Consider the following 18,116-nt stretch of genomic DNA (forward strand, 5'->3'; position numbering starts at 1 on the left):
GGTGGGCAGGTGGTCAACTCAGGGCGGAGGTGGGGCCCGTGCGGCGCTCAGGGGAGGGCCGGGTCGCCCATCCGTGTGTGGCGCGAGGCCGTCCCGGTCGTCATGGTCGACAACGTAGTCGACGGGCGGGGGCGGGGCCATCGGTATGGGTCAATTGGTGGGCGTGGGGCGGGGGTTGGGGTGGGGGGAGTCTTGGGGCGGGGGTTGCGGTTCGTCGGGTGGGGTCGGGGGCGGTGGGGGTGCGGCGGCTGCGAAGGGGTTGAAGTCGGTGGGGCGTTGACCGGGTGGGTCCTTGGCAGGGCGGGGCAGGTGGGGTGGGTCCCAGTTGGTGGGTGTGTTGGGTGGGGGCGGGGGTGCGAGGAGGGAAGTCGGTCTGGGCGGGCCAGTGGCGTCGGTTGACTGGGGGTGGGGGTGGAATGGGGAACGGCGAGCCCCGGGGTGGGGCTCGCCGTTTTGGTGGGTGAGGGGCGGGGTTAGCCGAAGGGGTTGTTGGCCGGTGAGGGCGGCGGGGACTGTGGGGTGGCTGTTGCGGCCGGGGCGGGGGCGGGTGCTGCGAAGGGGTTGAAGTCGGCCGGGGGGACCTTGACGAGGCGTCCCTTGGTGGGGTCGGCGGCTTCGGGGGCGGGCTCCGGCTCGGCGGCCTGCGCTGCGGCCGGGGCCGGGGCCGGGGGTGCGAAGGGGTTGAAGTCCGCCGGGGGCACCTTGACCAGGCGTCCCTTGGTCGGGTCGGCCGGCTCCGGTGGGGCGGCCGGGGCGGGGACGGCCGGCGGGGCCGAGGGGCGGGGCGGAATGTTGCTGGGCGTGCCGGTGACCGTGCCGAAGGGATCGGACGGCTCGGCGGACAGGACCGTGCCGAACGGGTCGGCTGAGGCCGTGCGGGTGGGCGCGGGTGCGGCGGCCGGGGTCGCGGGTGCTGGGGTGGCTGTTGCGGCCGGGGCGGGGGCGGGTGCTGCGAAGGGGTTGAAGTCGGCCGGGGGGACCTTGACGAGGCGTCCCTTGGTGGGGTCGGCGGCTTCGGGGGCGGGCTCCGGCTCGGCGGCCTGCGCTGCGGCCGGGGCTGGGGCCGGGGGTGCGAAGGGGTTGAAGTCCGCCGGGGGCACCTTCACGAGGCGTCCCTTGGTCGGGTCGGCGGCCTCGGGCTGGGGCGCGGGTGCCGGTGCCGCGGCGGGGGCCGGGGCGGGTGCGCCGAAGGGGTCCGGGGCGCCGAAGGGGTCGGCGGCGGCCGGGGTCGCGGGTGCTGGGGCGGCTGTTGCGGCCGGGGCCGGGGCGGGTGCTGCGAAGGGGTTGAAGTCGGCCGGGGGGACCTTGACGAGGCGTCCCTTGGTGGGGTCGGCCGCTTCGGGGGCCGGCTCGGGTGTGGGTTCGGGCGCTGCGGCCGGGGCCGGGGTGGCGGCGAACGGGTCCGGGGCCGCGAAGGGGTCGGGAGCGCCGAAGGGGTCGGCGGCCGGGGCTGCGGGGGCGGCGGCTGCGGCCGGGGTCGGGGCGGGGGCGGGTGCTGCGAAGGGGTTGAAGTCGGCCGGGGGGACCTTGACGAGGCGTCCCTTGGTCGGGTCGGCCGCTTCGGGGGCCGGAGTTGCGGCGGGGGCGGGCGCGGTGGGGGCAGCCGGGGGCGCGAAGGGGTTGAAGTCGCTCGCGGGGACCCGGACGGAGGTGCCCGTGGCCGGCTCCTGCGGGGCGGCGGGGGCCGGGGCGCCGAACGGGTCGGCGGAGGCCAGCACCGGGGACGGCTGGTGGGCCGGGGGGTCGGCCGGGGCGGGCGCCGCGAACGGGTTGAAGTCGCTCGGCGGGACCCGCACCGACGTACCCGACGGGGCGTCCGGCTGCTCGGGCACCGCGACCGACACCGGCGGGGCGGCCGGGGCGGCAGCCGGTGCGGTGGGCTGTGCCGGATCGGTCTGGGCGTGCGCGGGCACGGCCCGGCCGACCGGGACCGGGGCGGGGGCCACGGCCACACCGTCCCAGGCGAGTTGGACCGAGCAGAGCAGGTCGGCGAAGACCGAGGTGTAGACGTCCCAGTCCTCGGCGTCGGAGGTGGTCAGCTGCACCGACAGGACCGTCGCCCCGTCCGGCATCGGCACGAACGCCTCGACCACCGAGCTGTGCACCACGCCGCCCGGGCGCTCGTCGCGCAGCTCCTTCAGGGCGGGCATCGACCGGTTCTCCACCAGCACCGCCGCCGGGCCGGCCGGCAGCAGCACCGTCCACACCTCGGCGTGCGGGCGCTCGGTGGACAGTTCCACCGCCAGTTCCTGGATCGGCTGCGCGCACGGCACCGTCGACACCACCAGCGTGACCCGCGAACGGCGACCGTTCACCAGCAGCGCCGCGACGCCCGCGTAGGCGACATTCGCGGCGGAGAACTGCTCCGCCAGCAGGGCCGCCACGACGGCGAAGTCGTTGCGCTCGGCCGGGGACGCGCCGGAGAACAACTCCTCGGCGGTCTCGGCGAGATGAGCGGACAGGGCGTTGCCCGACCCGCGCACCGTCAGGGTGTGGAAGGCCGGTGGGACCACCATGCGCGCCTCGACGCCGGAGCCGGTCGACAGTTCGTCGGGGGCGACCGTGACGCGGGGCTCGGCCAGCGCCGCGAGGGCCTGGGTGAAGCCGGCCAGCGGCTCACTGTCGACGGCGGTCGGCTCGGCGTGCACGCGCAGGGCGGTGGCTGACGGGCCGTCGGTCAGGCCGAGGGCGGAGGCGGCGAAACGCTGCGTCAGAACGGGGACGGCCTCGCGGCCGGCGCTCGCGTTCGGGCGGCGGTTGCCGGAGACCTCTATCACCGTGCCGAGCTTCGGGACGGAGAGCAGACCGGGGCCGATCTGGCTGATCCGCAGGCCGAAAAGGGCCTTGGCGGCGGGGTGTTGGGGCCGGCGGAACGCGGTGAACGCGTCGACGGGGTAGTAGGTGGCGCGGCTGCCGAGGAGTGCGGCGCACGCCGCGTCCAGTGTGGCCGTGATCCGGTCTGCGGCGGCGAAACCTGCCTGCGTCATTCGCCGAGCCCCCTCGTTCTCGGGTGTGGACAGTTCAGGCACTTTTTATCAGACGTGGACGACGCAGGCTGAGGGGTCGTCCGGGGGTGGGGGTTGGTGGGGCTGGTGGGGCGGCTGGGGAATGCCTGCGGCGCGGGGTGGAGGGTGCGGTGGGGAGGAGAGCGCCTGCGGCGAGGAGTGGCGTGTGGGGAGTGGTGCGGACGACGCGGGCTGAGGGGTCGTCCGGGGGTGGGGGTTGGTGGGGCCGGTGGGGCGGGGAATGCCTGTGGCGCGGGGTGGAGGGTGCGGTGGGGGAGGGGAGCGCCTTCGGCGTGGGGAGTGCTGTGGGCGGTGTGGGCGGTGTGGGCTGAGGGGTTGTCCGGGGGCGGGTTGGGCGTCAGGGGGTGGGTGGGGTGGCGAGGTGGAGGAGGGTGGGGGTGAGGGTGGCGAGGGTGGTGGTGAGGTCGCGGATGAGGCGGGCGGTGGGGCCGTCGGGGGTTTCGTTGGTGAAGAACTCGGCGACGAGGCCGGCGAGTTCGGGGTCGCGGGTGGCGGCGACGGCGAGGGAGGCGACGAGGTCCTGGACCAGGTGGAGTTGCAGGGTCTCGACGGGGACGGGCTTGTCGGCGAGCCAGTCGAGGGAGCTGATCTCGGCGTTGGCGATCCAGGCGCGGACGGTGCGGCGCAGGGTGGGGCTGGGGTTCGCGAGGCCGAGGTGGTGGAGGATCTGTTCCTGGGCGGCGCGCCGGACCTGGTCGATGACGGCGTCGGCGTCGGGGCTGGCGGCGACCGAGCCGCCGCGCAGGAGGGCGGTGAAGCCGGCTTCGTGGGACTGGACGAAGTCCAGGTAGCGGCCCATGACGCGGTAGAGGCGCTCGGAGACGGGGCCTTCGGCGGCCTCCTCGAAGCGTCCGGCGAGTTCCCGGCCGGCCCGGCGGAGGGCCTCTTCGTAGAGGGCCTGCTTGCCCGGGAAGTAGTGGTAGACCAGCGGGCGGGAGGCACCGGCGGCGGCCGCGATGTCGTCGATGGAGACGTCCTCGGGGGCCCGGCCCGAGAACAGTTCCAGGGCGACCGCGATGAGTTGTTCGCGGCGTTCGTCGACGGTGAGCCGCCGCCGGGGAGTGCGGGCGGGCTGCTGTTCCTCCGCGCGGGGCGCCACGGACGGCGTACGGGAAGCCATGTGGCACACCCTAGTTCGTCGAGGTGACGCGGGACAGCACGGACGGGGTGGTCAGCCGGTGGCGCGCTGTTCCAGGTAGCGGCGCCAGGCCTCCCGGCCGTCGGGGACGAACTCCCAGGTGGCGAGGCGGTCGGTGAGTTCGTCCTCGGTGAGCCAGGTGTACCAGGCGACCTCCTCGGTCTGCGGGGAGACCGGGCCGTCCCACTCGGCCTCGTGGACGTCGGACCACCAGCTGAAGCGTTCGCCGTCGGTGTAGCGGAAGCGGAACAGTGGGTGGGTGCGGATGCCGGTGACGCCGAGTTCCTCCTCGGCCTCGCGGACGGCGGCGTCCGCGTAGCTCTCGCCGGCGCCGACCACGCCGCCGACGAAGCAGTCGTGGGCGCCGGGGGCGAACGCCTTGGTGTCGGTGCGGCGGTGGGTGAAGATCCGGCCCTGCGGGTCGCGGACCAGGACGAAGACGCAGCGGTGCAGCAGGTTGTCGCGGTAGACCTCGGAGCGGGGTGCGGTGCGCAGCACGTGGTCGTGTTCGTCGACCACGTCGACGAGTTCGTCGGAGGGGGAAGCGGGAGAAGGAGTGGCCATGTCGCCATTCTGGCCCGGGGCGGGCGGTATCACCCGAAAGAGTTGGTATACGGATCGGCGGAGTTGGGAAGGTCAGCTGTCGAATCGTCAGATGCCGACTGCTGGAGGGGTGTTGAGGAATCGCGTCACGCTTCTGTCCGTCGCCGCCGCCCTGTTCGGGCTCGGCACCGTGCTGCCCGCGACGGCGGTGCCCGCGCCCGCCGCCGTCCGCTCGGGGCTGGACTGCCTCACATGGGTGCACAACAACGACCCGCTGACCGGAGGGGTGGACTGCACCAACAACACCGGAGCCCCGATCACCTTCCACGCCGACATCGTGTGCGGCCTCGCGCCGGACGTCACGGGCACCTCGGTGACGGCCCAGCCCGGGCAGACGCAGGAGTCGGCGGGCCACTGCGCCTTCTACTCCTCCGGCATCGGCCACATCGGTTGGACGGTGGAGTGATGGAGTAGCGGTGTGCCCCTCGGGACGAGGCCCCGCCGCAGGTGGCGAGGGGTGCTGTCTAAGGTGGGCGGGTGGAGATCCAGGGTTTCACGGCGGACGGGTTCGAGCCGGTCAGGGCGGCCTTCGAGGGCAACTTCCGGAAGTACGGGGAGTTGGGTGCGGCGTTCGCGCTGTACGTGGACGGCCGGAAGGCGGTCGATCTGTGGGGCGGTGACGCCCGGCCGGAGGTGGGGGCGAGGCCGGCTCCGGCCGTGGAGTGGGAGGCGGGCACCGCGCAGGTGCTGCGGTCGGTCACCAAGGGGCTGACGGCTTCCGCAGCGCTGCTGCTGGCGCAGCGCGGGCTGCTCGACCTGGACGCCCCGGTGTCCGCGTACTGGCCGGAGTTCAAGCAGGCCGGCAAGGAACGGATCCCGGTGCGGTGGCTGCTGTCGCACCAGGCGGGCCTGCCCGCGCTGGACGTGCCGCTGCGGATCGAGGACGTGCTGGCGTGGGATCCGGCCGCGGCGGCCGTCGCCGCGCAGGCTCCGGCCTGGGAGCCGGGCACGGCGCACGGCTACCACCCGCTGACGTTCGGCTGGCTGGTCGGCGAGGTGGTGCGTCGGGCGTCGGGCGGTCGCAGCGTCGGGCGGTACTTCGCGGAGGAGATCGCCGGCCCGCTGGGGCTGGACCTGTGGATCGGCCTGCCCGCCGCCGAGTCGGGCCGGGTCGGCCGGCTGGTCGACCTGCCCGCGCCGGAGGCTGCCAAGGCCGCGCCGGGCGGGATGCGGATGCGCCCCAAGCAGTCCGTGGTGGACGCCTACCGGGACGCGCGCTCGCTGACGGCCCGTTCGTTCGCCTCGGTGCGCAGCAGCGTGGACCTGAACGACCCGGCGGTGCAGGCCGTCGAGGTGCCGGGAGCGGGCGGCATCGGCACCGCCAGGTCGCTGGCCCGCTTCTACGCGGCGCTGATCGGCGCCGTCTACGGGGCGGACGGGTCCGGGGAGCGGACGTCCGCACTGTTCGAGCGGGCCACCCTGGCCGAGGCGGCGGGGCCCTCGGTGCAGGGGCCGGACCGGGTGCTGATCGTCAACACCACGTTCGGCCAGGGCTTCTTCCGGCACAGCGGCACCGCGCCGATGGCTTCCCCGGCGAGCTTCGGCCACCCGGGCCGCGGCGGTTCGCTGGGCTTCGCCGACCCGGAGCTGGGCATCGGCTTCGGCTACGTCACCAACGGCATGCAGCCGGGCGTCACCGGGGACATCCGTTCGCGGGCGCTGATCACGGCCGTTCGGGAGTGTCTGGCGGGCCGGGTCCAGGGACCGGACAGGCCCCAGCGGTCGCCGGCCCGGCGGGGGGCGTAGGTCAGGCCTGGCCGGTGTCGAAGCGGCTGACCCGGCCGTCCGGGGAGACGGTGAACCGCCATGCGGTGCGCATCTCGCCCCAGGCGTCGTTGCGGAAGTCGGCGACCAGGGCGCGGCCGCCGGACTTCTCGGTCTGCACCTCGATGTGGCCGTGCGAGGAGAAGATCTCGCGGTCGACCCAGTCCGCCAGGTCGCGATCGGAACCGTCGTCGGACATCGTGGCGTCGTCGGTGAGGGCGGCGAAGAAGGCGTTCCGGTCGCCCGAGTTGACGGCGCCGAGCAGGCGGCGTACGGCGGGGTCGGAGAGCTTGTCGACGGCGATGGTCATGAGAGTTCACTCCTTGGCGGTCGGGCGGGGGGTGTCACGGGGGGTCGGACCCGTCGGGTCGGACACTGACCCGACGTGACCACGTCGGACCGCCGTTCGCCAGCCCTTCTGGGCCGGTCGGAGCCGGTGCGCCACCGCAGCGGGCACGCTTCGGCCCCGGGCGCGTGGCGCGGGCCGGGGCCGGGGGAGGGGTGTGGTGTGATGTCCGGCTGGGCGCCTCCGTGCTGCGGCCGGGGAAGCCGTGGGGCGCCGTCGGACGGTCAGGGAGCCGTCACCAGAGCTGCTCCCACCACCAGGCGATCTCCGGGTAGGGCGGCGGCGTGAGCCGGCCGTCGGCGGGGCGGTCGGCGCGTTCGGCGATCGGGATGACGCCGGGCGGCCGGGGGGTGTAGCGGGCGGAGGTGAATCCCCACTCCAGGTTCCCGCTCACCAGGTTGGCCAACTGCTGGATGTAGCGTCTCAGTTCGGGACCGGCGCGGCGGCCGGCGCGGTCCGAGAGGCGCAGGAACAGCACCATGGTGCGGTCGTGCAGCGCGGCGGCCTCCAGGAGTGCCTGCTCCCTGGGGCAGCCCAGATGTCGCTGCAGCGCGTCGACGATATTGCTCTCCAACGCGCCCTGGCTGTCCTCGCGTTTGTAGGAGTAGACGTCGGCGGAGACCAGCACCAGGAACTTGGCGGCCTCGGTGAGCGCGTGCACCCGGGGCGAGTCCAGCTGCGACTGCGGGACGGCGGTGCGCTCGCAGACCTCGATGATCTCGATGCAGGAGCGGCTGCCGCGGTCCAGCGGCCCTATCGTCAGGTACTCGGAGAGCGTCATCGGTCGGCCCTGGGCGCGGTACGCGGTGACGGCGGCGGCGCCCATGAAGGACTCCAACTGGCTGTCCGCCCAACGCTTCACGGCCACCGCGGGGGCCCAGTCCCGGGCCCGGCGGAACACGTCGCGCACGGCGGCGACGTAGAGGTCGGACTCCCCCGGGTGGGAAGGCGTGGAATTGATAACGGCCAGTAGTGTGGCTGCTATCGTGAGTACACGGGAGGGGTCCCGGCTCAACCGGCCGGTGTCCCACTCGTCGTCGAGCGTGAGCATGCTGCACAGCCACTGCGAAACCAGTTCCAGCCCCGTGATGCCCTCGGCGTCGCTGGCGATCCGGCAGACGAACTCGTGTGCACCGATGGCCAGGAGGCGGCGGCGGCGTTCCGCGTCCCGGGCGAATCCCATCGTGTCGAGCCAGAGTTCGGTGCTCTTGCCGACCGCCTCGTGCGCGGGATGCAGGGACGAGGGGATGGGGCAGAAGAGCGGAGGTATAGCAGCCAACGTATCTCCAGGGCGGGCTGGTGTGCGGAAACGCAAAACGGTTCGGGCTTGCGTTCGGCGTCGGTCTTCCCCCGCAAAGATCGAATACACCTGGAAAACCGGAAAGAGTTAGCCTAGCTGATCGTCAGTTGCCGCGGTCTGTACGGGATTTGCCCCTGACCAGGTGAACTGACACTCCGTTCGGGCCGCAGCCTGCGGGAACGCCGCCCGCGCGGCCGGTGGCGACGCTATGGTCGGAAACGGAGTGGCGGTAAGGCGAGTTGGAAGGACGGACGTGGCCGAAGAGCAGAGCGGGCCGCAGGAATCGGCGGTGGTCGGCGAGGGAAAGGCCGCCCAGCGGCTTTGGGAACGCGACAGTGAACTCCAGTCCGCCGAACAAGCTGTGGACAAGTTGTGTCGAGAGTTTGCAGCCGGCGGCACAAAGATCGGTGAACTGCTGCTTTTCTCCGGACCTCCCGGCATGGGCAAGACCACCATGCTCGAACAGGTCCGCCGGATCGCCGGCGCCCGCAAGGACCCCACCGTGCTGTTCGCCCGCGGCAGCGAACGGCAGAAGCACGAACCGTTCCGCGTCCTGCGGCAACTGCTGCTGCCCGTCCTCGGGGACCTCGACCCGGACGAGCGCACCGACGTCTTCGGCAACTGGTACAACATCGTCGCGCCGGCCATCGGCCTGGAGCCGCCGTCCGACGAGGTCGAGCGGATCGACCCGCAGGGCGTGCACGACGGCCTGGACTTCGTCATCACCCAACTCGCGCCCCGACGGGCCCCGTTGGTCGTGGTGATCGACGACCTGCACGCGGTCGACCAGGAGTCGCTGACCTGGCTCGCCTCGTTCGTGCTGCGCGCCCGCGAACTGCCGGTGCTGCTGGTCTTCGCCTACCGCCACGAGTTCGACGACGTGGCCCGCCCGCTGCTCCTGCAGATCCTCGACCGCGCCGAGCGCCGGCACGAACTGATGCCGCTCAACCCGCTGTCGATCGCCGAGATCGTGCACAGCGAGTTCGCCGAGGCCGACGACGCGTTCTGCCGCCAGGTGTGGGCCGTCACCGCCGGCGCCCCGTTCGACACCGTCGCCCTGCTGCGCGAGGTGCGCGACCAGAACCTCGAACCCGTCGAGGAGAACTCGCCCCGGCTGCGCGACCTCGCCGCGGCCGCCCGCGGTCAGGGCCGCGACTACTGGCTCGACAAGCTCGGCCCGACCATCATCCAGTTCGCCTGGGCCGCCGCACTGCTCGGCACCGAGATCAACGAGGAACTGGCCGCCGCGATCTGCGCCCAGGGCCCGGCACAGGCCGCCCAGTCGGTCCGCGAACTGCGCCGACTGCGGGTGCTCACCAGCCAGCCCAACGGCAGGCTCGAATTCGTGCACCCGCTGATCGCCACCTCGATCTACCAGTCGATCCCGGAAGCCACCCGCACCGGCATGCACGGCGTCGCCGCCACCGCGATCGAGGACCGGGGCGGATCGCTGCTCTCCGCCTCCCGCCACCTGCTGGAGACCCACCCCGGCGAGGGCGACGACCTGATGGTCCGCAAGCTGCGCCGGGCCGCCGCCGAGAACCTCGCCATCGGCGCTCCCGAAGCCGCCCGCCGCTGCCTCGAACGCGCCCTCGCCGAGCCGCCGGACGAGGACGACCGCGCCGAGGTGCTGTACGAACTCGGCAGCGCCGCCCTGCTCACCGACCCCGACGCGACCGCCAACCAGCTGCGCCGCGCACTCGACATCGAGGACGGCCTCAGCCCCGACCTGCGGGTCGAGGCGGTGTTCCGGCTGTCCGAGGTGATCGCCCACGGCGGCGACCTCACCGGTGCCGCCCGGCTCTGCCTGAGCGAGGCCGAGACCACCCCCGAAGGCCTCGGCAAGGACCGGCTGCTGACCGCCCACCTGCTGTACACGGCCCTCCAGCGCGACGAGGACAACGGCCCCGACCGGGCCCGCAAGGTCACCGAGCTCGCCGACCGGATCGACGAGGAGAGCGAGGCCTCCCGGCCGGTGCGCGCCCTGCACGCCTGGGACCTCACCCTCAAGGGCGCCCCCACCGCCGAGGCGCTGCGGGCCGCCGAGGACGCCCTCGTCAACGGCCGGCTGCCACGCAGTCTCGGCTGGACCAACACCACCTTGAACTTCGAACTGCCCGCGCTGCTCGGACTGTGCTTCGCCTACAACGACGAGATCGCCCGCGCCGAGAAGCTGTTCAGCTCCGCCATCCTGGAGTTCGAGATCGCCGGGTGGAGCGGCGCGCACCGCGGCTTCGCCTACTTCCTGATGGGCTTCGCCCGGCTGCGCCGCGGCTTCCTCCCGGAGGCCGAGGACTTCCTGCGCCGCGGCCTGCGGATCGCCGACCGGATGGGCACCGGGCTGCCGCTCCAGTGGAACCTGGTCGGCTCGCTGATCGACACCCTGCTGTCCCGCGGCCGCGACCGGGAGGCCTGGGAGATCGCGCAGAAGTACCGTTTCTCGCCGCCGTACCACCAGACCGCGCTGGTGCTGCCCGACGTCGCCACCATCTACGGCAAGCTGCTGATCTCGCGGGGCGACTACGACATGGCCGTCGAGGTGCTCGCCGAGACCGGCATGCGGCTGGACAAGCGCGGCTGGCGGTCCACCGTGCACGCGCCGTGGGCCGGCCACCTGGCCGTGGCGATGGCGCACCGGGATCTGCCGTCCGCGCGGAAGAACGGCGACGACGCGGTCGCCCGGGCCCGGGAGTCCGGTTCGCCGTCGGCGATCGGCAGCGCGCTGCGGCTGGCGGCCAGTGTGTGGGAGGGCCTGCACGCCGTCGAACTGCTGCAGGAGGCGGTCGGCTGTCTCGGCCGCTCCCCGGCGGGCTACGAGCACGCGCACGCGCTGGTCGACCTCGGGGCCGCCCTGGTGCAGGTCGGCCGCAGCCTGGAGGCCGCCGAACACCTCTACCAGGGCATGGAGTTGGCCAAGCACTGCGGGGCCGACGGCCTGGAGGTGCGGGCCCGCAACGTGCTCGCCTCGTCCGGTCTGCAGCCGAGCCGGGCGCTGGTGCCCGCCAAAGTGACGCTGAACCCGCAGGAGTTGGAGGTCGCGCAGCTGGCGGCGCGGGCGCTGCCGCCGCAGCGGATCGCCGAACAGCTGCGGCTGCCGGTGTCGGTGGTCAAGCAGCGGCTGGCCGCCGTCCACCGCAAGCTCGGCACCGGACCGGAGGGCCTCGCCGACGCGCTCGGACTGCCCACCGTCCGTCCCGGGCAGGCCGACTGACGGGCCGACGACTGGCGCCCCGGCGCGCGGAGCGGGTCATCGGCCCCCCGCGCGCCGGACAGGCTCAGGGCCTGTCCGGTCGATCTTGCCGGGCGCGCGCCGCCGGATCATCCCGCCTGGAAGCACCGGCAAACCATCCAAGTACACCCAGTACGAGGACGGTTCGCCGGCACTCCCAGCCGGGCGCCCGACGACGCGCGCTGATCCGACAAGATCGACCGGACAGGCCCTAGTCTGGCCTGCAAAGGGTGACCACGAACCGAGGAGTTGTCCATGACCGTGCCGGAGCGGACCGCCGAGGTGCACCGGGCGCCGTACGACCTGTCCGGGGCCGGGATGGGTCTGGAGCGGTGGACGCTGCGCTCCGACCGGATCGAGGCGACCGTCATCACGCTGGGCGCGGCGCTGCACTCGCTGACCGCGCCCGACCGGTCCGGCACGCCCGGGCAGGTGGTGCTGACCACGGAGGACGTCGGCGCGCTGCTCGGCCCGGCCAAGTACTACGGCGTGACCGTGGGCCGGTACGGCAACCGGATCGCGGACAGCCGGATCACCCTGGACGGCGAGGACCACCAGCTGCTGCCGACCGGGCGCGGCGTCACCCTGCACGGTGGCCCGGACTCGTTCGCGCACCGGGTGTGGGAGGCCGAGGAGATCCCCGGCGGGGTGCGGATGCACCTGCACTCGCCCGACGGTGACCAGGGCTTTCCCGGCGCGCTGGATGTCTGGACGGATTTCACGCTGAGCGGCGCCGAGCTGACGATCTCCTACCGGGCCGTCACCACCAGACCGACGGTGCTCAACCTCACCAACCACGCCTACTTCAACCTGGCCGGCGAGGGCCGCGGCGACGTGCTCGGGCACCTGCTGACCATCGACGCGGACGCGTTCACGCCGGTCGACGAGCGGCAGATCCCGTACGGCCCGTTCGAGCCGGTGGCGGGCACCGCGTTCGACTTCACCGCCGCCCGGTCGATCGGCGAGGGCATCGCCGAGGGGCACCCGCAGCTGAAACTCTCGAACGGTTACGACCACAACTGGGTGCTGCGCGAGCGCCCGGCGGACGGGCCGCCGGTGCGGGCGGCGCTGCTGGCCGATCCGGGCAGCGGGCGCACCCTGGAGGTGCTGACCACCGAGCCGGGTTTGCAGGTGTACACCGCGAACGGCTTCGAGGGCAGCGTCACCGGCCCGTCCGGCGTGGCGTACGGCCGGTACGCGGGCGTCGCGCTGGAGACCCAGCACCACCCGGACTCGCCGCACCAGCCGTCCTACCCGTCGACCGAGCTGCGGCCCGGGCAGGAGTTCCGGTCCACCACGGTGCTGCGGCTGGGCACCACCGACTGACGAACAGCGTGCCGAGGAGGCCCCGGAAGCAGCCGCTTCCGGGGCCTTCTGCCTGCTCAGAGGGGTTCGGACTGCAAGGAGTTCCGGAGAGGCCACGGATGGTCAAGACGCGTGGCGGCAACTCTAAGGACACGTGGACGTAACGATCCCCGGCATCTTGCAGAAACTTGCTGCAAGGACTTTCAGCACCGCTCGCCGCGCTGTTACGTTCCTGCTCAAGCCCGACGGCCTGCAACGGCGCAGTCGGCTGGGACAGCCATTATGCGCGGTCCTCCCCCACCCGGGCACCCTCATCTTTCAAGGAGTTTCCATGCGGCGTGGTATCGCGGCCTCCGCTCTCGTTGCGGCTCTTGCGGTCACTCTTGCAGCGTGCGGCAGCGGCGGCTCCGGCTCCGACGCCAAGGGCGGCGACGGACCGGTCACCATCACCTACTGGGACACCTCGAACGCCACCAACGAGGCGCCGAACTACGCAGAGCTGGTCAAGAAGTTCGAGGCCGCGAACCCGAACATCAAGGTCAAGTTCGAGAACGTCCCGTTCGACCAGGCGCAGAACAAGCTGCAGACCGCGATGGGCGCCAAGGGCGCTCCGGACGTGTTCCGCGCCGAGGTCGGCTGGACCTCCGCCTTCGCCAAGGCCGGCTACCTGGAGCCGCTGGACGGCACCCCCGCGCTGACCGACGCCTCCGTCTTCCAGCCCTCGCTGATCCAGCAGGCCAAGTACGCGGGCAAGACCTACGGCGTCCCGCTGGTCACCGACACCCTCGCCCTGATGTACAACAAGGAGCTGTTCGCCAAGGCGGGCATCACCGACGCGCCGAAGACCTGGGACGAGCTGAAGGCCGACGCCGCCCAGCTGAAGGACAAGGCCGGGGTGGACGGCTTCTGGCTGAAGGCCGCCGACGGCTACTACGCCATGCCGTTCCTGTACGGCGAGGGCACCAACATGGTGGACGCCACCGGCAAGAAGATCACCGTCAACTCGGCCGACGCGGTCAAGGCCGTCGAGACCTACAAGTCGATGTTCACCTCCCCCGGCACCGTGAAGGCCGACGTCACCACCGACGCCTACGCGCACATGATGGACGCCTTCACCAGCGGCAAGGTCGCGGCGATCGTCCAGGGCCCGTGGGAGGTCACCAACGTCTACAAGGGCTCCGCGTTCGCCGACAAGAAGAACCTCGGCATCGCGGCCGTCCCGATGGGCGCCTCCGGCAAGGGCGGCGCCCCGACCGGTGGCCACAACGTCTCCGTCTACGCCGGCTCCGACGCCGCCCACAAGGCCGCCGCCGAGAAGCTCGCCGCGTTCCTGACCTCCGCCGAGAGCCAGACCTTCCTCGCGCTGAAGAACGGCACCCTGCCGACCCGCAGCGACGCCTACACCGCCGAGGTCAAGGCCAACCCGGGCATCGCCGACTTCCAGGCGATCCTGCCCTCCGCCCAGCCGCGCCCCGAACTGCCCGAGTACGCCTCGCTGTTCGGCTCCTTCGGCACCAACCTCGGCAAGATCGTCCAGGGCCAGTCCGAGACCAAGGCCGGCCTGGACGCCACCGCCACCGACTACGCGAAGCTCCTGCCGGACTTCGCCAAGTAAGTCGGAACAAGGCTCGCCCGGCCCACACCTGACGGTGGGCCGGGCGCGCCCCGTCAGACCCCCAGCACATGTCGCCGAGGCAGGCGGCGGACCTCCCGGAGAAGGTGTCAACCCATGGCAGTTGCGGTCGTGCAGCGCATCAGGCTGTCGTACTCGAAGTACTGGTACGCGTACGCGATGATCGCGCCGGTGGTGGTCGTCCTCGGCGTGCTGGTCGGATATCCGCTGGTCCGCGGCTTCTACCTGACCCTGACCAACGCCACCAGCCTCAACGTCGGCCGGCAGATCGGCGTCAACCACATACCCGACAGCTTCGACTTCGTCGGACTCGACAACTACGCGGACGTGCTCTGGGGGCCGACCGCCTACGACCGGTTCTGGTCGCACTTCATCTGGACCGTGATCTGGACCGCGATCTGCGTGCTCCTGCACTACAGCATCGGCCTGGGCCTGGCGATGCTGCTCAACCGCAAGATGCGCGGCCGCAGCCTGTACCGGCTGGTGCTGATCCTGCCGTGGGCGGTGCCGACCTTCGTCACCGTCTTCTCCTGGCGGCTGATGCTCGCCGACGGCGGCGCCGTCAACGGCCTGCTGTCGATGCTGCACCTGCCCGAACCCGGCTGGCTGTCCGACCCGTTGGCGCAGAAGTGCGCCGCGATCCTGGTCAACACCTGGGTCGGCGTGCCGTTCATGATGATCTCGCTGCTCGGCGGACTCCAGTCGATCCCGGCCGAGTTGTACGAGGCCGCCGAGATGGACGGCGCCTCCGCCTGGCAGCGGTTCCGCTACGTCACCCTGCCGGGCCTGCGGACCGTCTCCTCCACCGTCGTGCTGCTCGGCGTGATCTGGACCTTCAACCAGTTCGCCGTCATCTTCCTGCTGTTCGGCTCCGGCGCCCCCGACGCGCAGATCCTGGTCACCTGGGCCTACCGCCTCGGCTTCGGCCAGCAGCCCGCGGACTACGCGCAGTCCGCGACCTACGGAATCCTGCTGCTCTCCATCCTGATCGTCTTCACCACCTTCTACCGCCGCTGGCTGGCCCGGAACGAGAAGGCCAACGGATGAGCGCCGCGGCCGAGTTGAACCCCAAGGACCACGACCAGGCAGGTAGCCCCATGACTCTCACCGCCGACCGCCCCGCCACCGAGGACGCGAAGCCCGCCGGACGACCCGCCAAGGTCCGGGCGCGCGGCGAGTCCTCGAAGCCGGCCTCCGTGCTCGCGCACGGCACGCTGATCCTCGCCAGCCTGATCGCCCTGTTCCCGGTGCTGTACATCGCGTACATCTCGCTCGGGCCGGACGACAACGACTACCTGCACCCGGCGAAGATCATGGACAAGGCCACCTTCGCCAACTACAGCCGGGTGCTGTCCGACACCGACTTCCTCAGCTGGTTCGGCAGCTCCGCGATCGTGGCCGGCGGCACCACCGTGATCGGCGTCCTGATCGCCGCCTCCACCGGCTACGCGGTCTCCCGGATGCGCTTCCCCGGCCACCGCCAGCTGATGTGGACCCTGCTGGTCACCCAGATGTTCCCGATCGCGGTGCTGATCGTGCCGATGTACTACATCCTGTCCAACCTGCAGATGCTGGACAGCTACACCGGTCTGATCCTGGTCTACTCGGCCACCACCGTGCCGTACTGCGCCTGGCTGCTGAAGGGCTACTTCGACACCATCCCGATGGAGATCGACGAGGCCGGCCGGGTCGACGGGCTGTCCCCGTTCGGCACCTTCTGGCGGCTGATCCTGCCGCTGGCCCGCCCGGGCCTGGCGGTGGCCGCGTTCTACTCGTTCCTCACCGCATGGGGCGAGGTCGCCTACGCCTCCACCTTCATGCTCTCGTCCAGCAAGTACACGCTGGCGGTCGGCCTGTCCTCGTTCGTCAGCGAGCACGACCACCAGTGGCAGCTGATGGCCGCCACCTCGGTGCTCATCGCGATCCCCGCCGCGTTCGTCTTCTACCTGGTGCAGCGCCACCTGGTGACCGGTCTGACGGCCGGCGCCGCGAAGTCCTGAACCTCCGTCACCTTCCACAGCACCCAAGGGATGACTGTCCAATGACCCAGAACCTGGCCGACGCCTCCCGGCCCGCCGCCGTTCCCGCCGCTCGGACGACTGCTGCGACCACCGGGGCCTCCAGAGGCGGCTGGTGGCGGGACGCGGTCATCTACCAGGTGTACCCGCGCAGCTTCGCCGACGGCAACGGGGACGGCATGGGCGACCTGCCCGGCATCCGCAGCCGCCTGCCGTACCTGCGCGACCTCGGCGTGGACGCGGTCTGGCTCTCGCCGTTCTACGCCTCCCCGCAGGCCGACGCCGGCTACGACGTCGCCGACTACCGCGCCGTCGACCCGATGTTCGGCACCCTGCTGGACGCCGACGGGCTGATCCGCGACGCCCACGAACTGGGCCTGCGGATCATCGTCGACCTGGTGCCCAACCACTCCTCCGACCGGCACGAGTGGTTCCGGCGCGCGCTGCGCGAGGGCCCCGGCTCCCCGCTGCGCGAGCGCTACCACTTCCGCCCCGGCAAGGGCGAGAACGGCGAACTCCCGCCCAACGACTGGGAGTCCATCTTCGGCGGCCCCGCCTGGACCCGCAGCGACAACCCCGACGGCACCCCCGGCGAGTGGTACCTGCACCTGTTCGCGCCCGAGCAGCCCGACTTCAACTGGGACAGCCCCGCGGTCGCCGACGAGTTCCGCTCCATCCTGCGGTTCTGGCTCGACATGGGCGTCGACGGCTTCCGCATCGACGTCGCCCACGGCCTGGTCAAGGCCCCCGGCCTGCCCGACCTCGGCAGCCACGACCAGCTGAAGCTGCTCGGCAACGACGTCATGCCGTTCTTCGACCAGGACGGCGTGCACGCCATCTACCGCAGCTGGCGCAAGATCCTCGACGAGTACCCCGGCGACCGGATCGGCGTCGCCGAGGCCTGGACCCCGACCGTCCAGCGCACCGCCAACTACGTCCGCCCCGACGAGCTGCACCAGGCGTTCAACTTCCAGTACCTGGGCACCGATTGGGACGCCGCGAAGCTGCGCGAGGTGATCGACCTCTCGCTCGACTCGATGCGCCCCGTGCAGGCCCCCACCACCTGGGTGCTGTCCAACCACGACGTCACCCGGCACGCCACCCGGTTCGCCAACCCGGGCGGCCTGGGCACCCAGATCCGCACCGCCGGCGACCGCCCGCTGGGCCTCCGACGGGCCCGCGCCGCCACCCTGCTGATGCTCGCGCTGCCCGGCTCCGCGTACATCTACCAGGGCGAGGAGCTCGGCCTGCCGGACGTCACCGACCTGCCCGACGAGGTCCGCCAGGACCCGTCGTTCTTCCGGCAGGCCGGCCAGGACGGCTTCCGCGACGGCTGCCGGGTGCCGATCCCGTGGTCCGGCACCGAGGCGCCGTACGGCTTCGGCCCGGTCGCCGGCGGCCCGAGCTGGCTGCCGCAGCCCGCCGATTGGGCCGAACTCTCGGTGGAGGTCCAGGCCGGCGACCCGACCTCGACGCTGGAGCTGTACCGCTCCGCGCTGGCCGTCCGCCGCGAGCAGCCCGCGCTCGGCGCCGGCACCGAGGTCGAGTGGCTGGCCGCCCCCGAGGGCGTGCTGATGTTCCGTCGCGAAGCCGCCGAAGGGTCGTTCGTGTGCACTGCGAACACCACCGGGGAGGCCGTCCGGATCGCCGCGCCGGGTCGGATGCTGCTGTCCTCCACCGCCGAGGCCGCGGTCGAGTCGGACGGGGAGAGCGTCGAACTGCCCGCCGACAGCACCGCATGGTGGGCGGTCTGA

At 72.2% G+C, this 18,116-nt stretch carries 13 protein-coding genes; 8 read left to right on the top strand and 5 right to left on the bottom strand.

Annotated elements, in window-relative coordinates; translation table 11 throughout:
* Positions 1 to 473: 473 nt before the first annotated feature.
* The 3 genes from ACFV4P_RS19225 to ACFV4P_RS19235 all read right to left on the bottom strand — a co-directional run bounded on the left by ACFV4P_RS19225 (position 474) and on the right by ACFV4P_RS19235 (position 4,728).
* The gene (locus ACFV4P_RS19225) at positions 474 to 2,987 is read right to left on the bottom strand and encodes a hypothetical protein (RefSeq protein WP_380472549.1); all 2,514 of its coding nucleotides are present in this window, start codon (positions 2,985 to 2,987) and stop codon (positions 474 to 476) included.
* A 376-nt stretch (positions 2,988 to 3,363) separates the two neighbouring features.
* Complete coding sequence (locus ACFV4P_RS19230; RefSeq protein WP_380472551.1) at positions 3,364 to 4,146, bottom strand: TetR/AcrR family transcriptional regulator; 783 nt, start codon at positions 4,144 to 4,146, stop codon at positions 3,364 to 3,366.
* 51 nt (positions 4,147 to 4,197) lie between these two features.
* Positions 4,198 to 4,728, bottom strand: a complete 531-nt coding sequence (locus ACFV4P_RS19235) for an NUDIX hydrolase (protein WP_380472553.1) — start codon at positions 4,726 to 4,728, stop codon at positions 4,198 to 4,200.
* Positions 4,729 to 4,840: 112 nt separating this feature from the next.
* Here ACFV4P_RS19235 and ACFV4P_RS19240 point away from each other — a divergent pair, with 112 nt between their 5' ends.
* Together ACFV4P_RS19240 and ACFV4P_RS19245 are read left to right on the top strand one after the other, a co-directional pair.
* Positions 4,841 to 5,173 (top strand): hypothetical protein, encoded by a 333-nt coding sequence (locus ACFV4P_RS19240; RefSeq protein WP_380472555.1) that lies wholly within the window; start codon positions 4,841 to 4,843, stop codon positions 5,171 to 5,173.
* Between the two features lie 71 nt (positions 5,174 to 5,244).
* Positions 5,245 to 6,513 (top strand): serine hydrolase domain-containing protein, encoded by a 1,269-nt coding sequence (locus ACFV4P_RS19245; protein ID WP_380472557.1) that lies wholly within the window; start codon positions 5,245 to 5,247, stop codon positions 6,511 to 6,513.
* Position 6,514: 1 nt separating this feature from the next.
* Here the strand turns inward: ACFV4P_RS19245 and ACFV4P_RS19250 are convergent, their stop codons facing one another.
* Positions 6,515 to 6,841, bottom strand: coding sequence for a hypothetical protein (locus ACFV4P_RS19250; RefSeq protein WP_073813138.1), 327 nt, complete (start codon positions 6,839 to 6,841; stop codon positions 6,515 to 6,517).
* A 271-nt stretch (positions 6,842 to 7,112) separates the two neighbouring features.
* Entirely contained in the window at positions 7,113 to 8,156 is a 1,044-nt protein-coding gene (locus ACFV4P_RS19255; protein WP_380472559.1) for a hypothetical protein, read from the bottom strand.
* Between the two features lie 274 nt (positions 8,157 to 8,430).
* On the opposite strand from ACFV4P_RS19255, the gene ACFV4P_RS19260 reads away from it, so the two are divergent.
* The 6 genes from ACFV4P_RS19260 (at position 8,431) to ACFV4P_RS19285 (ending at position 18,116) form a co-directional block, all read left to right on the top strand.
* Positions 8,431 to 11,388 carry an ATP-binding protein gene (locus ACFV4P_RS19260; protein WP_380472561.1) on the top strand — a complete coding sequence of 986 codons (2,958 nt, stop codon included), beginning with the start codon at positions 8,431 to 8,433 and terminating at the stop codon, positions 11,386 to 11,388.
* A gap of 273 nt (positions 11,389 to 11,661) precedes the next feature.
* Positions 11,662 to 12,732 (top strand): aldose epimerase family protein, encoded by a 1,071-nt coding sequence (locus tag ACFV4P_RS19265; protein ID WP_380472563.1) that lies wholly within the window; start codon positions 11,662 to 11,664, stop codon positions 12,730 to 12,732.
* 310 nt (positions 12,733 to 13,042) lie between these two features.
* Entirely contained in the window at positions 13,043 to 14,326 is a 1,284-nt protein-coding gene (locus ACFV4P_RS19270; RefSeq protein WP_380472564.1) for an extracellular solute-binding protein, read from the top strand.
* Positions 14,327 to 14,440: 114 nt separating this feature from the next.
* Positions 14,441 to 15,391 (top strand): carbohydrate ABC transporter permease, encoded by a 951-nt coding sequence (locus tag ACFV4P_RS19275; protein WP_073813133.1) that lies wholly within the window; start codon positions 14,441 to 14,443, stop codon positions 15,389 to 15,391.
* Between the two features lie 50 nt (positions 15,392 to 15,441).
* Positions 15,442 to 16,344: a sugar ABC transporter permease gene (locus tag ACFV4P_RS19280; protein WP_380472618.1), complete on the top strand. Its 903-nt coding sequence runs from the start codon at positions 15,442 to 15,444 to the stop codon at positions 16,342 to 16,344.
* Between the two features lie 41 nt (positions 16,345 to 16,385).
* Complete coding sequence (locus tag ACFV4P_RS19285) at positions 16,386 to 18,116, top strand: glycoside hydrolase family 13 protein (protein WP_380472567.1); 1,731 nt, start codon at positions 16,386 to 16,388, stop codon at positions 18,114 to 18,116.

This window comes from Kitasatospora sp. NPDC059795 (assembly GCF_042732175.1).
Lineage (GTDB): Bacteria > Actinomycetota > Actinomycetes > Streptomycetales > Streptomycetaceae > Kitasatospora.